A 14,397-nucleotide genomic window follows, 5' to 3' on the forward strand; every position below is an offset into this window, starting at 1 on the left:
CCGGCTCCCCGTTGTCCCCGTTGGCGTACTTGACCCGTTGGCTTGGACCGACCGGTCCTACTTGAACTGGTCGTAGATGCGCGACACGGTCATCGTCTTGCCGTCGAGCGACTGCATCCCCGTCACGATCTTCTTCTCCTGCTCCGCGTGCGTGGAGCGGGAGTAGTCGAGGTGGTTGGAGATGTGCGCGCAGGCCTCCTTGAGGGTGGCCAGCTTGGTGCTCCATGCGTCGTGCACCTGGAGGAGTCCGGAGCCCATGTCCAGACCGTCGTTGAAGAGCTGGTTCGACGCGTCGAACGTCGCCACGCGCGCGTGGTCACCGTCGGTGGACAGCTGATCCCGCAGGGAGCGGGCCATGTCACCGAGTTTTCCCAGCTCGTCGTCCTGAACCGTGAGGTCGTCCTTGCCCCCGCCACCCGATCCGCCGCCACCGTCCGCCGGCAGCTGATTCAGCCGCGTCTGTGCCGAACTGGACTTGGCCTGTTCCCACTCGTCCCATGCCACGTGACTGCCCCCGTGTCGATCTTTGCAGTGTGCATGACTCAACTTCCGCACCACGGTAAACGGGCGTCGTGTGCGATGGCCAAGCAGGTGAGCCTCACGGGGAAAATTTCACGGAGATCGCACAATCCCTTACGGCGTGGGGTCTTCCGGCTTCGGTGCGTGGGGGTGTCCGGGTGCGAGACCGAGGCATCCGGGGCCGGTCGTTGCGTACGGGAAGGCGGCGCGGGCCACGGAAAGCGGGACGAGGTGGACAGGCGGATCGTGGACAGGCGGATTCAGGACAGCGGGCCCGTTCTCCCGGAGCCGACCGGCGGCCCGGCCCGCATCCGGTCCGCGCCGTCAGTGCGCGCCGACGAGGCGGTGCTCCCCGCGGTCCGGGGCCGGCTCGGCCAGGGCGGCGGTGTGGGCGTCCATGCGTTCGGCGGAGAGGATCGCCGCCGCCGTGTCCGCGCGGGACGCGGCGACGACCAGGGCGCGGCCCGCCAGGGCCAGGGCGCGGCGGTGCAGGTCGCCGGGGGCGGCGCCGGTGAGGCCCGCGTGGCGGGCCGGCGGGGTGCCGCGCAGGCGGGCAATCTGGCCGGCGATGCTCTCGGCGGCTTCGTCCAGGCCGAGTTCGTCGGTGACGGCCAGGAGTGCGGAGAGGTGACCGGCGAGCTGGATGTTCAGCTCTTCCTCGCGGCTGCGGTGCGGGAAATCGGTATCGGTGTCGCGGTCGGCCATCGCGTGGACCGACTTGCTGCGGATCGGCTCGTACATGAGATGGCCTCCTGGCATCGTCAGGAGACCATCCTACATTGGAATCAGTCTAAAGTTGAGCGAAGTCCGGCACCGGTGAACGCCCGTCGTCATCGGTCGTGTACCGAAATTCCCGGGTGACGGGCATTTCGGTACACGACCCCGAAAGCTCAGGGGGGCCGCCCGGCTTACCGCTGTGCGTAGCCGTCCAGGAACGTTCCGATCCGGGTCACCGCGTCCTCAAGATCCTTCGCGGCGGGCAGCGTCACGATCCGGAAGTGGTCCGGCTCCGGCCAGTTGAACCCCGTACCGTGCACGACCATGATCTTCTCGGCCCGCAGCAGGTCCAGGACCAGCTGCCGGTCGTCCTTGATCTTGTAGACCTTCGGGTCGAGCCGCGGGAAGAGGTACAGCGCGCCCTTCGGCTTGACGCAGGTGACGCCCGGGATCCGGGTGAGCAGGTCGTACGCGGTGTCCCGCTGCTCCAGGATCCGGCCGCCCGGCAGTACCAGGTCCTCGATCGACTGCCGGCCGCCCAGCGCCGTGGCCACCGCGTGCTGCGAGGGCATATTGGCGCACAGCCGCATATTGGCCAGGATCGTCAGGCCCTCGATGTACGAGGAGGCGTGCGCCTTGGGGCCGCAGACCGCCAGCCAGCCGGAGCGGAAGCCGGCCACCCGGTAGTTCTTGGAGAGGCCGTTGAAGGTGAGGGTGAGCAGGTCGGGGGCGACGGCGGCGGTCGGGGTGTGGGTGGCGCCGTCGTACAGGATCCGGTCGTAGATCTCGTCGGAGCAGACGACCAGGTTGTGGCGGCGGGCGATCTCGGTGAGCGCGCCGAGCATCTCGTCGCCGTACACCGCGCCCGTCGGGTTGTTCGGGTTGATGATCACGATCGCCTTGGTCCGATCGGTGATCTTCCGCTCGATGTCGGCGAGGTCCGGCATCCAGTCGGCCTGCTCGTCGCAGCGGTAGTGCACGGCCGTGCCGCCCGCGAGCGAGACCGACGCGGTCCACAGCGGGTAGTCGGGCGCCGGTACGAGCACCTCGTCGCCGTCGTCCAGCAGGGCCTGCATCGACATCTGGATCAGCTCGGAGACGCCGTTGCCGAGGTAGATGTCCTCGACGCCCAGGTCGATGCCCTTGGTCTGGTAGTGCTGCATCACCGCGCGCCGGGCGGTGAGCAGCCCCTTCGCGTCGCCGTAGCCGTGTGCCCCGGACAGGTTGCGGAGCATGTCCTCAAGGATCTCGGGCGGGCACTCGAAGCCGAACGCCGCCGGATTGCCGGTGTTGAGCTTGAGGATCCGGTGGCCCGCCGCCTCCAGGCGCATCGCCTCGTCGAGGACCGGGCCCCGGATTTCGTAACAGACGTTGGCGAGCTTCGTCGACTGGATGACCTGCATGGCGGCCACCTTACGGCCGCTCGGCCGGAGCCGCTCGGTGTCTTTCGCCACCTCGGACGGTGCGGACGCCCTGGTGGCGGCGTACGGGCGGCGTACGGGCGGCGTACGGGCGGCGCGCGGGGTGGCGCTGGGTTGCGTGCGCGTCACTTTCTGTCGCGTCAGTGCCAGGTAACGACTGGATGTCCGTCATTACGTTCCGAGAACGAGGGGTTGGCGCGGGCGGAGCCGCTGGCTATCGTTCACGCACTTCACCCAATCGTTCACTTGAACGAATAATGCGAAGGTTGCCCGGCACATGCCCCTGTCCGACACCTCCGAACCCCGGTCGGTCTCCGGGCGCCCGGTCTCCGAACCCCGGCCGGCCCCCGGGCACCCGGAGACCGCGATGCCGCGCCGCTCGCTCCTCACCGCAGCCGCCGCCGGCGGCGCCGCGCTCGGCACGTCCTGGCTGCTCACCGGCTGCTCCGGCGCCGCGCCCGCCACCGCCGCCGACGCCGTGCCCACCGGCGCGCCCGCCGGCCGGCCCGACCGGGGCGGCACCCTGCGCATCGCCCGGCCGCCCGCCTCCGACGCCGAGACCCTCGACCCCGCGAGCGCGCTGTCCGCGTACGAGTACCTGGGCGCCCTCTACAACCGGCTCGTACGGATCGGACCCGACGGCGCTCTCGCCCCCGACCTCGCCGAGTCCTGGGAGCCCGACGACACCGCCCGCACCTGGACCTTCCGGCTCCGGCGCGGTGTCGCCTTCCACCACGGCCGGGCCTTCACCTCCGCCGACGCCGCCTACACCCTGCGCCACATCCTCGACGCCGCGACCGCCTCACCGCAGGCCGCCGTCCTCGCCCCGCTCATCGACCCCAAGACGCTGCGCACCCCCGACCCGCACACCCTCGTCGTACCGCTGAAGACCCCCAACGCCGAGTTCCCCAGCCTGCTGACGCACTACAACTGCTATGTCATCCCCGAGGGCAGCGCCCGTTCCATCGGCCGCACCGGCATCGGCACCGGCCCCTTCAAGCTGGCGTCCTTCACCGCCGCCGGGCCCGGCCGGGTCACCGCGTACGAGGACCACTGGGGCGGCCGCCCGGTCCTGGACGCCATCGACTTCTACTCCGTCGCCGACATGCAGGCCCGCTCCAACGCCCTGCTCGCCGGGCAGGTCGACCTCCTCTCGCAGACCAACCTGGACTTCGCCACCGCCCGCGTCGTCGCCGCCTCCGACCGCGCCACCATCGCCCGCGCCAAGGACGCCCAGTGGTACGTCCTGCCGATGCTGACCACCGAGAAGCCCTTCACGGACGTACGCGTACGGCAGGCGATGAAGCTCGCCTACGACCCCGAGCACGTACTGAAGGTCGCCCTCCAGGGCGCGGGCACGGCCGGCTGGGACAACCCCGTACCGCCCACCGATCCGAACCACATCGCCACCCACCCCGTCCACGACCCCGAGAAAGCCCGCCACCTCCTCAAGAAGGCGGGGCACGAGCGGCTCGCGGTCGACCTCTACACCTCCTCGTACGACCCGATCTTCACGCCGATGGCCCTCGCCTATCAGGAGTCCGCCGCGCGGGCCGGCATCCGGATCAAGGTGAAGACCGCCGCCGCCGACTCGTACTTCACCCAGATCTGGATGAAGAAGCCGCTGATGGCCACGTACTGGTTCACCGGCCGCCCCATCGACCAGCTCCTCAACCAGGTGTTCCGCAGCGGGTCCAGCTACAACGAGACCGCCTGGTCGGACCCGGCGTTCGACGCGCTGCTCGACCGGGCACGGCGCGAGACCGACAGCGGCCGCAGGCGCGAACTGTACGGCGAGGCGCAGACGTTCGTCATCGAGAAGGGCGGGGCGATGACCCCGATGTTCGCCGACCGGCTCGTCGGCATCTCCCGAAAAGTACGCGGCTACGCCGAGTACGGATTCGAGTTCGACTACCTCGGCATCGGCCTGAAGGGGGCGTAGGACCGTGCTCATGTTCATCGCCCGCCGCGTCGTCGCCGCGCTCGGCACCCTCGTCCTCTCCTCGGTCCTGGTCTTCCTGGCCGTACAGGCGCTGCCCGGAGACGTCGCCACCCAGGTGCTCGGCAAGGACGCCACCCCGTCCGCCGTCGCCGCGCTCCGCGAGAAACTCCAGCTCGACCGGCCCGCCTGGGAGCGCTACATCGACTGGGTGCAGGGCGCCCTGCACGGCGACTTCGGCACCTCGCTCGTCTCCGCCAAGCCCGTGGGCGGCGAGGTCGGCCAGTACCTCGGCAACTCGCTCCTCATCGCCCTGGTCACCGTCCTCTTCGCGGTCACCGGCTCCCTCGTCCTCGGCATCGTCGCGGGCCTCTACCGCGACCGCTGGCCCGACCACCTCATCTCCACCGTCAGCCTGGTCGGCATGAGCATCCCGGAGTTCGTGGTGGCGACACTTCTGGTGCTCGCCTTCTCCGTGGCCGTGCCGCTGCTGCCCGCCGTGGTGCTGTACGGGCCCGGCGCCACCACCGGACAACTGCTCCCGTCGATCTGGCTGCCCGCGCTCTCGCTGGCGATCGTGATGGCCGCGTACATCGTGCGCATGGCCCGTACCTCGGTCATCGACGTCATGGCCAGCGAGTACGTGACCACCGCCCGGCTCAAGGGCCTGTCCACCTGGCGCGTCGTCACCCGGCACGCGCTGCCCGGCGCCCTGCTGCCCACGCTGCACGTGATCGCGCTGAACGTCGCCTGGCTGGTCGGCGGGGTCGCCGTCGTCGAGAACGTCTTCAACTACCCGGGCATCGGCAAGCTGATGCTCTCCTCCGTACAGAACCGCGATCTGCCCGTCATCCAGGCCATCGCCCTGATCAGCGCGGTCGTGTACGTCGTGTGCAACCTCGCCGCCGACCTCGGCGCGATGGCCCTGAACCCCAAGCTCCGTACCCGAGGAGGGAGGACGCGATGAACCTCGACACGCCGGCAGTGAATGACGCGAGGGGCGGACAGGCCCGGCCGGGCCTCGCCGCCCGCGCCTGGCGCACCGTACGCTCCTCCCGCGCCGCCGCCCTCGGCCTCGCGATCGTCGCCGTCCATGTGGCCGTCGCGCTGCTCGCCCCGCTCCTGACCTCGTACGATCCAATCGTGGGAGACGCCTCCCGGGCCCTGCTCGGACCGAGCGGGGACCACTGGGCGGGGACCGACCAGTACGGGCGCGACGTGCTGGCCCGGGTGCTGTACGGCGGGCGGTACGCGCTCGGCGTCTCGCTCACCGCGACCCTCCTCACCATCGCCCTCGGTACGGTGCTCGGCTGCGCCACAGCTCTTCGGGGCGGCCTGCTGGACGACGTGCTGATGCGCGTGCTGGACGCGGTGCTGTCCGTCCCGGGGCTGCTCGCCCTGCTGGTCATCGTCACCGCGCTCGGCTCGGGCCCCGCCGTCATCGTGCTGGCCGTCGCCGTCGTCTTCGTACCGCAGGTGGTACGGGTCGTACGCGGCGCCGCGCTCGCCGTCGTACCCGCCGACTACGTCACCGCCGCCCGCGCCCGGGGCGAGTCCACCTGGTCGGTCCTGCACCGTGAGGTGCTGCCCAACATCACCAATGTGGTGTGCGTCGAGTTCGCGATGCGCGCCTCCTGGGTGGTGCTGCTGATCAGCTCCCTGTCCTTCCTCGGCTTCGGCGCCAACCCGCCCACGCCCGACTGGGGTCTGATGGTCTCCGAGAACCGCACCGCCATCACCGTCGTGCCGATGGCCAGCCTCGCGCCGATCATCGCCCTGGCCACCCTCGTGGTCGGACTCAACCTCGCCGCCGACGGCCTGTCCAAGGCGTGGGGCGTCGACCGGATACGGGAGGGGTCCTGATGACCAGTCCGAAGAACGCTCCGAGGATCCCTCCGAGGATCCCTCCGAGGATCCCTCCGAGGATCCCTCCGAAGAACGCGATCGTGTCGGTTGACGGGCTGTGTGTCGCCTACCGCTCCGGCGGGCGGAACGTCCCCGTCGTCCACGACGTCGGCCTCGACGTGCTGCCGGGGCAGACCCTCGCCCTGGTCGGCGAGTCCGGCAGCGGCAAGTCCACCGTCGCCGCGACCCTGCTCGGTCATCTGCGGCACGGCTCGCGGCTCACCGGCGGCACCGTACGGGTCGACGGGAAGGACGTATTCGCGCTGCCCGCAAGGGAGTTGAGGCAGCTGCGCGGCGGTACGGTCGCGATGATCGCGCAGAACGCCGGGCACACGCTCACCCCCTCGATGCGGATAGGCAAGCAGATCGCCGAGGCGCTGCGCGACGAGCGGGCCCTGGACCCCGACGCGGTCACCGACCTGCTCGAACAGGTCCGCCTCCCGCGCCCCGCCGAACTGGCCCGCCGCTACCCGCACGAACTCTCCGGCGGACAGCAGCAGCGTGTCGCCATCGCCATGGCACTCGCGGCCCGTCCGAAGGTCCTCGTCCTGGACGAACCCACCACGGGCCTGGACGTCGTCACCCAGCGCGGTGTCCTGGACCTGATCGGCGCGCTGCGCGCCGAACTCGGCATCGCCGCCGTCCTGGTCAGCCATGACCTCGGGGTCGTGGCCCGGATGGCCGACCACGTCACGGTGTTGCGCGCCGGCCACGTGGTGGAGTCGGCGGCCACCCGCCGGCTCTTCGCCGACCCGGCCGAGCCGTACACCCGGCGGCTGCTCGCCAGCGTGCCGCGCCTCGCGGACCACGGCCTCGCGGTGGTCGGAGAGGACGGCACCCGCGAGATCCGGCCGAGGGCCGTCCTGCCGGCGGACGCCGCGAAGGTCGTCGACGTACGGGACGTGACCATCGACTACGGCGCGACGCGGGCCGTCCGCGGGGTCTCCTTCCAGGTACGACGGGGCGAGATCCTGGCGCTGGTCGGTGAGTCGGGGAGCGGCAAGTCCACGCTCGCCTGGTCGCTGGCGGGGCTGCGGGCCCCGTCCGGCGGCACCATGACACACGGGCCCGGACGAGCGGCGGACACTGCGGGTCAGGGAGCGGTGGGGGACCTCGCCGGACCGTCCCGCAAGCGTTCGCTCGCGCTGCGCCGCAAGATCCAGCTCGTCTTCCAGAACGCCGACTCCTCGCTGAACCCCCGGCGTTCGGTGGGCGACGCGGTACGGCGTCCGCTGCGCTTCTTCGGTACGGCGACCACCCGCGCCGAGGCCGCCGACCGCGCCCGGCGACTCATCGAAGACGTACGCCTCGACCCGGAACTCGCCGACCGGCTGCCCGCGCAGCTGTCCGGCGGCCAGCGGCAGCGGATCGGGATCGCGCGGGCGCTGGCGGGCGAACCGGACGTGCTGATCGCGGACGAGATCACCACCGCCCTCGATGTCTCGGTCCAGGCCGATGTGCTGCGCCTGCTGGACGACCTGCGCCGTGAGCGGCAGCTGGCCTGCCTCTTCATCAGCCATGACCTCGCGGTGGTACGGGGGATCGCCGACCGGGTGATCGTGCTGCGGCACGGGGTGGTGGTGGAGGAGGGCCGTACGGACGCGGTGTTCTCGGCGCCGGCGCATCCGTACACGCAACAGCTGATGGCGGCGGCGCTGGAGCCGGATCCGGAAGCGGGTACGGGGACAGGCGCGGGTGCGGGTGGCTCTGGTGGTTCCGGCGGCTCTGGTGGCTCCGGTGGCTCCGGTGGCGAGAGCTGGGAGGACGCGGTGTCCGGCGACGACGTGTGGACGGAGATCACGAGCGGCCACCGCATCCGGCGCTGGCGCCCGCGGTCTTAGAGTGGCAGTACGGAACTACCCGTCACCGCAACGGAGTTCGTCACAGACACCAGGGCCGAAGCGGGGGCGAACGGAGAAACAGTGGCCAACCACGCAGGGCAGCCGACCATCCCCAGGACGTCCGGATGACGGCCGGCAGAACACCGAGGCGGGCCGTCGCCGCCGCCAGCCGCAGCCGGCAGCCCACCGAGGTGCGCCGTCGCCTGATCGCGGAGGCGGCGGTGCCGCTGATCGCCGAACGCGGCTCGGCCGCCGTCGGCGTACGGGATGTCGCGGCGGCGGCCGGGGTGTCGGTCGGCACGGTCACGTACCACTTCGAGAGTGTGCGGGAAGTCCTCTCCGAGGCGATGGTGCTGCACATCGAGCGCTACTACAGCGCCCTCAGCGCCTCCACCGACCGGGCCTTCCGTGCGGCGGAGGGGCTGCGGCTGCTCATCGACGCGCTCTTCACGGACGACACCGACCGGCACTGGCGGATGTGGTTCGACTACTGGCACTCGGGCGACCGCGACCAGGCGTTCGCGCGCGGCCAGGCCGAACGGTACGAGCGGTGGCACGACGAGATCCGCACCCTGGTCGAACGCGGCCGCGACGAAGGCGACTTCACCTGCGACGACCCGGCCGACTTCGCGGTGCGCTTCGCTGCGCTGGCGGACGGCCTGGCCCTGCAACGCCTCCGCCAGGTCCCGCCGCTCACGACGACGGACGCCCGCCGCCATCTGTACCGGCTGATCGAGGCGGAGTTGGAGAGCGGCGGGACGACGGCGACCGTCCGAGCGGACCTCTGACCGTGGAGCGCTGAGCGTGGAGGGATCCGTCGTCAGCCGGCCACGGCGCGCAGGGCGCCGGGGCGGCGGCCGGTGAGGGTGTCGAGTGCCGTGGATGTCGCGTCGTCGGCGGGGAGATGGACGATCAGGCGTTGGCCGTCGGCCTCGGGCAGGTCGAGCGTCTCCTGGAGCAGCCGGAGTTCGCCCGCGACCGGGTGTGTGAGCCGTCGGGCTCCGGTCTGCGCGGATGCCCGGGGCGGAGCGGCCCAGCGTTCCACGAACGGGGTGCCGGCGGTGAGTGTCAGTTCCTGCACGAGGCCCGTGAGGTGGTGGTCGTCGGGGACGGAGTCCGCCTTGAGGCGGGCGACCAGTTCATCGGCGGCGCGGGCCCATTCGGGATGGGCGGTGCGCGCGCGGGGGTCCGTGAAGAGGAATCGGGCCAGGCTGGGCGAGGGGGAGTCCAACAGCCCGAGAGGGCCGACGAGTTGCTCGTAACCGCGAGTGAAGGCGAGCACCTCGGACAGCCGGTTCAGCAGGACGGCGGGCGTGGGCTCCAGCCGGTCGAGCAGGGTGCGCAGGGTGGGTCGTACGGTCCGGGCCGGCGGCTGCCCCGCTCCCGGGCACAGCTTGAGCGTGCCGCTGCTGGCCTTGACGGCGTGCAGCAGGGTGAAACGTTCTTCCGCGGTGATGCGCAGGGCTTCGGCGAGCGCGACGAGTACCTGCGGGGACGGGTGACGGTCCCGGCCCTGTTCGAGACGGGCGAGGTACTCGACGCTGATCCCGGCGAGCGTGGCCAGCTCCGACCGGCGCAGACCGGGCGTACGGCGGCGGGGGCCGTGCGGGAGCCCGGCATCGGCGGGTGTCAGCGCCTCGCGGCGGGCGCGCAGGAACAGGCCCAGTTCGTTGTCGCTCACCCGTGAAATGTACCGGGGAGGGCCGCGTTCGCGGCCGGGCCGATCGTAGCCCTGTCACTACTAGGGTCTTTCGTTTGGATCTGGCCGGATCAGGGAGCGGGGTCTGGTGCCGTGGATCGCAAGGCGGAGGAGTGAGGCGACGCGGAGCGTCGTGGAGTGACGACAACGCGGCGAGGCGCGGTGCCAGGGCACGCGAGCCCGGCAAGATCCAAACGAGAGGCCCTAGCCTCGGCCAATACCAGCCTCGGCCCGGTCTTCCTCGGCGGGTCCGGACGGGGCAGCCTGTGGCGGGTCCGGACCGGGCAACCCGTGTACGGGGCGCCCGGGACCGGCGATTCGCCCGTGTCCCAGCCCGCGTCGGCCGGCTCGTGCCGTTGAGCTCGCGCCGCCACGTCTCCGCTCTTACACGTACATCTTCCGAGGGGTCATCCGTGTTCATCGCCTACGCCGTCGTCGGCGTCCTGCTCGCCGCAGTCCTGACGGGTTCCGCCGTCGCCACGTTCACCCGCCAGGAGAAGGTCGTCGGCTCGATGCTCGGAGTGGGCGTACCGGAGTCGTGGCTTCCGCGCCTCGCCACGCTGAAGGCGGCGGGCGCGGTGGGTCTGCTCGTCGGGCTGGCAATCCCGCTGCTCGGCGTGGCTGCCGCGATCGGCGTGATCCTCTACTTCATCGGCGCCGCCATCACGCATCTGCGTGTGAAGGACTACGCGATCGCCCCGGTCGTCGTCATCCTCCTCATCGCCGTAGCGGCGTTGGTGCTGCGTCTCGCCTCGGCCTGACAGAGCGCCTCTACGGACCGGCTCCACGGAGCGCCTCCACGGACCGGCTCTACGGACCGCCTCTACGGACCGCCCTCTACGGACCGTTCGGCTGCGGGTAGTTCTGGACGATGTACGTCAGCCGCGCCACTCCCAGGACCACGAACACCGCCGGAATCGCCGGCCACCAGAGGCCGAGGAGGCGCCTCCGTACCGCGGCCGCAGCCACCAGCAGGGCCACCGCACCGACGAGGATCAGACACATCGATCCGACCTCGATACCGGTCAGGCCGCTCTCGTCCCACGGGCCCTGCGGTGCTCGCAGCACGGAGCTCGCGAGGTAGAGACTGACGAGGTTCGCGAGGACCAGCACGGTCATCGCGGCCCCTCGTAGAAATCCGCTCTCTTCAGGAGATCTCTCGCGCTGTTCGTCTGTCATTCCGTGTCATTTCGTGTCAGCTCGTGTCAACTCGCGCCGATCCGGTCCGCCGGACCGAACGGCCCGCCAGGACGTCCGTGCGGCGGCCGTCCTCGATCACGAAGCGGCCGTCGATCAGAACGTACGGGATGCCCACCGGCAGGGTGCGCGGGGCCTCGAAGGTGGAGCCCGCCGCGACGGTGGCCGGGTCGAAGAGGACCAGGTCGGCGCGGTAGCCCTCGCGGATCAGGCCGCGGTCGGGGAGGCGGAGGCGGGCGGCCGGGCGGGAGGTCAGATGGGCCACGCACTCCTCCAGGGACAGGACGCCCAGGTCGCGTGTGTACCGGCCCAGGTACTGCGGGAACGTGCCGTACGCGCGCGGATGCGGCTTCGTGCCCTGGAGGATGCCGTCGCTGCCGCCCGTGTGGACGCGGTGGCGCATGATCCGGCGGACGTTCTCCTCGTGGCCGACGTGCTGGAGGATCGTCGAGCCGAGCCTGTCGTCCAGGAGCAGCCGACGGGCCGTCGTCCAGGGCGTCTCGCCGCGCTCGCGCGCCGAGTCGGCCACCGTCCTGCCGACATGGTCCGCCAGTTCGGGGGACGAGACTCCGGAGATCTCGATCGTGTCCCACTCGATGGGCACGCCATGGCAGCCGTCCGCGCCGATGACCTCCATGTGGTGGCGGATCTTCTCGGCGGTCGGATCGTCCCGGAGTCGGTCCAGGATCGCGTCGGGGCCGCCCTCGCTCGCCCAACTGGGCAGCATCGCCACGAGAGTTGTGCAGCCAGGGGTGTACGGGTAGGTGTCGAGGGAGATGTCGGCGCCCGCGTCCAGGGCCCGGTCGAGGAGGGCGAGCAGTTCGGGCGCCCTGCCCTTGTTCACGCCGAAGTTCATGGTGGCGTGGGCGAGATGGAGGGCGCAGCCCGCGTGCCGGGTGAGCGTCACCATCTCCTCGTACGCCTGGAGCGCGCCGGCGCCGTACGAACGGTGGTGCGGGCAGTAGTAGCCGTCGTACCGCGCCACCACCCGGCACAGCTCGGTCAGTTCGGAGTCGTTCGCGTACATCCCGGGGGTGTAGGTCAGGCCCGAGGACATGCCGACCGCGCCCTGCTCCATGGACTCGGCCACCAGCCGCTTCATCAGGGCGAGTTCGGTGTCGGTCGCGGGCCGGTCGTCCCAGCCGACCGCGTACATGCGGACGGTGCCCTGCGGGACCAGATACGCGGCGTTGACCGCGATGCCCCGGCCGTCGAAGCCCTGGCCCTCGAAGGCGCGGTCGAGCCGGTCGAGATAGCCGCCGACCGTACGCCAGTCGAAGTCGATGTCGCCGCCGTCGCCGTTCCAGCCGGTGATCGCCTGGCGGACCTGGGCGAGGGTCGGGTCGTCCACGGGCGCGTACGACAGGCCGTCCTGGCCGATCACTTCGAGGGTCACGCCCTGCGCGGCCTTCGCGGAGTGGTCGGGGTCGCGCAGCAGCGCGAGGTCGCTGTGCGCGTGCATGTCGATGAAGCCGGGGGAGAGGGCGAGTCCGGCGGCGTCGAGAACCCGGGCGCCGGACGGGCGGGGGGCGCCCTCGTGGCGTATCGCCGCGATACGGCCGTCCTCGATGCCCACGTCGGCGCGGTACGAGGGGCCGCCCGTGCCGTCGATGACGCGTACGTCGCGAATGACGAGATCCATGGCCATGGGCGGGGGCCCTCTCGGGAGTCTCGGGTACGGGGCGGGGCGGGGCGGGGGCTTGGCGGGTTCAGGCGGGTTCAGGTGGGCTCAGGCAGGCTCAGGCGGGCTCAGAAGAACGTGCGGATGAAGTCCGTGACCGTGCCGTCCGCCTCCACCAGCGGGATCAGCTGCCACTTGTCGAACGACGTGCAGGGGTGGGAGAGGCCCATCCCGACCCAGTCGCCCACCTCCAGGTTGGCCTCGGGCGTGGTGGTCAGCCAGCCGTGCTGGTCGGACAGGCCCGTGACCGTGACACCGGCCGCCGGGCGGATCTCGCCGGTGCGGCCGTCCCGTACCACCTGGGCCTCCGGCAGATCGAGGTCGTACGCCGCGTCCCGCTTGCCGGCGTTGACGAACGCCTGTCCGGCGGACGGGCGGGAGACGACCTGCGCCCAGAGCCGGAAGGCGGGCTGGAGGGAGCCCTCCTCGGGGACGCGGTTGAACGGGGTGAGGTGCCGGTAGTGGCCGTCGTCGTGCGAGATGTACGCGCCGGAGCGCAGCAGCTTCAGTACCGGGCGGGAGAGCACGGGGATCTCCGCGAAGACGTCCGCGACCGCGTCGAACCAGGCGCTGCCGCCCGCGCTGATCACGATCTCGCCGGTGCCGTCGAAACGGTCGGAGCGGTCGAACTCCGCCGCCAGCGCGACGAGTCGGCGCAGCCAGGCGCGGACGCTGTCGCCGTCGGCTCCCGGCACCTCGCCCTCGTAACCGGCCACTCCGGTCAGCCGCAGGGTGGGTACGGCGGCCACCGCGTCCGCGATCGCGGCGCACTCCGCTTCCGTACGGGCTCCGGTGCGGGCGCCCTCGCCCGCACCCAGTTCGACCACGACCTCCACCGGGCGGGTGGCGCCGGCGGCCCGGAGTGCCTCGTCCATCAGCTCGACGCCGCGCACGGAGTCGACGTAACAGAGGAAGCGGAAGTCGGGATCCCGGTTCAGCTCGGAGGCGAGCCAGCGCAGGGCCGCCGCGTCGACGAGTTCGTTGGCGAGGAAGATCCGCCCGACGCCGAACGCCCGGTAGACGCGGGCCTGGTGCGGGACGGCGGCCGTGATGCCCCACGCGCCGCGCTCCAGCTGGCGCGCGAAGAGCTGCGGGGACATGGAGGTCTTGCCGTGCGGGGCGAAGGCGAGGCCGTGGCGCTCGGAGTACGTCTCCAGCAGGGCCAGGTTGTGCTCGACCGACTCGGCGGACAGAGCGAGGACGGGGGTGGTGAAGCCGCCGGTGAAGAGGGAGCGGCGCTCGGCGGCGAGCGCGCCGACGGTCAGGCCCTCGGCGTCGGGAGGGAGGGCCTTGAAACGGTGGTCGACGCGTTCACCGGCCAGTCGGTCGGCGGGCATGGGAGCCTCCCTCTTCCTTGTCATTGCAGATACTGCAACGCCCATTGCGTATATCGCTTTACGGTGTCTAACATCCGAGCCGACACCGGGTCAATGGCGCCCCGGTGTCGTACCCCTTCAACGGCCTGATCATCGGCCATC

Annotated in this window: 13 protein-coding genes; 6 read left to right on the forward strand and 7 right to left on the reverse strand. The window is 71.2% G+C overall.

All coding sequences use genetic code 11. From position 1 onward, the window contains the following. Window positions 1-57 precede the first annotated feature (57 nt). The 3 genes from ACIQD6_RS02275 to ACIQD6_RS02285 form a co-directional block, all read right to left on the reverse strand. Entirely contained in the window at window positions 58-504 is a 447-nt protein-coding gene (locus ACIQD6_RS02275; RefSeq protein WP_401877146.1) for a hypothetical protein, read from the reverse strand. Window positions 505-843: 339 nt separating this feature from the next. After that, window positions 844-1,260 (reverse strand): hypothetical protein, encoded by a 417-nt coding sequence (locus ACIQD6_RS02280; protein ID WP_401877148.1) that lies wholly within the window; start codon window positions 1,258-1,260, stop codon window positions 844-846. 167 nt (window positions 1,261-1,427) lie between these two features. Beyond that, entirely contained in the window at window positions 1,428-2,639 is a 1,212-nt protein-coding gene (locus ACIQD6_RS02285) for a pyridoxal phosphate-dependent aminotransferase (RefSeq protein WP_401878074.1), read from the reverse strand. A gap of 295 nt (window positions 2,640-2,934) precedes the next feature. Here ACIQD6_RS02285 and ACIQD6_RS02290 point away from each other — a divergent pair, with 295 nt between their 5' ends. From ACIQD6_RS02290 to ACIQD6_RS02310, 5 genes are all read left to right on the forward strand, one after another. Next, on the forward strand, window positions 2,935-4,599 hold the full coding sequence (locus tag ACIQD6_RS02290; RefSeq protein ID WP_401877150.1) for an ABC transporter substrate-binding protein: 1,665 nt from the start codon (window positions 2,935-2,937) through the stop codon (window positions 4,597-4,599). A gap of 4 nt (window positions 4,600-4,603) precedes the next feature. After that, window positions 4,604-5,563 (forward strand): ABC transporter permease, encoded by a 960-nt coding sequence (locus ACIQD6_RS02295; protein ID WP_401877151.1) that lies wholly within the window; start codon window positions 4,604-4,606, stop codon window positions 5,561-5,563. Beyond that, the gene (locus ACIQD6_RS02300) at window positions 5,560-6,459 is read left to right on the forward strand and encodes an ABC transporter permease (RefSeq protein WP_401877153.1); all 900 of its coding nucleotides are present in this window, start codon (window positions 5,560-5,562) and stop codon (window positions 6,457-6,459) included. Before ACIQD6_RS02295 ends, ACIQD6_RS02300 begins: the two co-directional genes overlap by 4 nt. Further along, the gene (locus tag ACIQD6_RS02305; RefSeq protein ID WP_401877155.1) at window positions 6,459-8,342 is read left to right on the forward strand and encodes a dipeptide ABC transporter ATP-binding protein; all 1,884 of its coding nucleotides are present in this window, start codon (window positions 6,459-6,461) and stop codon (window positions 8,340-8,342) included. Before ACIQD6_RS02300 ends, ACIQD6_RS02305 begins: the two co-directional genes overlap by 1 nt. Window positions 8,343-8,467: 125 nt before the next feature. Continuing rightward, the gene (locus tag ACIQD6_RS02310) at window positions 8,468-9,130 is read left to right on the forward strand and encodes a TetR/AcrR family transcriptional regulator (RefSeq protein ID WP_401877157.1); all 663 of its coding nucleotides are present in this window, start codon (window positions 8,468-8,470) and stop codon (window positions 9,128-9,130) included. 32 nt (window positions 9,131-9,162) lie between these two features. Here the strand turns inward: ACIQD6_RS02310 and ACIQD6_RS02315 are convergent, their stop codons facing one another. Beyond that, the gene (locus ACIQD6_RS02315; protein WP_401877159.1) at window positions 9,163-10,023 is read right to left on the reverse strand and encodes a helix-turn-helix domain-containing protein; all 861 of its coding nucleotides are present in this window, start codon (window positions 10,021-10,023) and stop codon (window positions 9,163-9,165) included. A 431-nt stretch (window positions 10,024-10,454) separates the two neighbouring features. On the opposite strand from ACIQD6_RS02315, the gene ACIQD6_RS02320 reads away from it, so the two are divergent. After that, complete coding sequence (locus ACIQD6_RS02320; protein WP_401877161.1) at window positions 10,455-10,802, forward strand: DoxX family protein; 348 nt, start codon at window positions 10,455-10,457, stop codon at window positions 10,800-10,802. Window positions 10,803-10,878: 76 nt separating this feature from the next. On the opposite strand, the gene ACIQD6_RS02325 is transcribed toward ACIQD6_RS02320, so the two are convergent. The 3 genes from ACIQD6_RS02325 to ACIQD6_RS02335 form a co-directional block, all read right to left on the reverse strand. Beyond that, window positions 10,879-11,160, reverse strand: coding sequence for a hypothetical protein (locus tag ACIQD6_RS02325; protein ID WP_401877162.1), 282 nt, complete (start codon window positions 11,158-11,160; stop codon window positions 10,879-10,881). Between the two features lie 76 nt (window positions 11,161-11,236). Continuing rightward, window positions 11,237-12,880 (reverse strand): amidohydrolase family protein, encoded by a 1,644-nt coding sequence (locus ACIQD6_RS02330; RefSeq protein ID WP_401878077.1) that lies wholly within the window; start codon window positions 12,878-12,880, stop codon window positions 11,237-11,239. 107 nt (window positions 12,881-12,987) lie between these two features. Continuing rightward, the gene (locus tag ACIQD6_RS02335) at window positions 12,988-14,301 is read right to left on the reverse strand and encodes an amino acid deaminase (RefSeq protein ID WP_401877163.1); all 1,314 of its coding nucleotides are present in this window, start codon (window positions 14,299-14,301) and stop codon (window positions 12,988-12,990) included. Between the last annotated feature and the right edge of the window lie 96 nt (window positions 14,302-14,397).

This window comes from Streptomyces sp. NPDC088400 (assembly GCF_044753355.1).
Classification (GTDB): Bacteria; Actinomycetota; Actinomycetes; order Streptomycetales; family Streptomycetaceae; genus Streptomyces.

What these genes read in the sequence shown, in the direction of transcription:
- ACIQD6_RS02290 (WP_401877150.1), top strand. Translation starts at nt 2,935, where the DNA reads ATGCCCCTGTCCGACACCTCCGAACCCCGGTCGGTCTCCGGGCGCCCG.
- ACIQD6_RS02305 (WP_401877155.1), top strand. Translation starts at nt 6,459, where the DNA reads ATGACCAGTCCGAAGAACGCTCCGAGGATCCCTCCGAGGATCCCTCCG.
- ACIQD6_RS02280 (WP_401877148.1), bottom strand. Translation starts at nt 1,260, where the DNA reads ATGTACGAGCCGATCCGCAGCAAGTCGGTCCACGCGATGGCCGACCGC.
- ACIQD6_RS02330 (WP_401878077.1), bottom strand. Translation starts at nt 12,880, where the DNA reads ATGGATCTCGTCATTCGCGACGTACGCGTCATCGACGGCACGGGCGGC.
- ACIQD6_RS02300 (WP_401877153.1), top strand. Translation starts at nt 5,560, where the DNA reads ATGAACCTCGACACGCCGGCAGTGAATGACGCGAGGGGCGGACAGGCC.
- ACIQD6_RS02335 (WP_401877163.1), bottom strand. Translation starts at nt 14,301, where the DNA reads ATGGGCGTTGCAGTATCTGCAATGACAAGGAAGAGGGAGGCTCCCATG.
- ACIQD6_RS02285 (WP_401878074.1), bottom strand. Translation starts at nt 2,639, where the DNA reads ATGCAGGTCATCCAGTCGACGAAGCTCGCCAACGTCTGTTACGAAATC.
- ACIQD6_RS02310 (WP_401877157.1), top strand. Translation starts at nt 8,468, where the DNA reads ATGACGGCCGGCAGAACACCGAGGCGGGCCGTCGCCGCCGCCAGCCGC.
- ACIQD6_RS02325 (WP_401877162.1), bottom strand. Translation starts at nt 11,160, where the DNA reads ATGACCGTGCTGGTCCTCGCGAACCTCGTCAGTCTCTACCTCGCGAGC.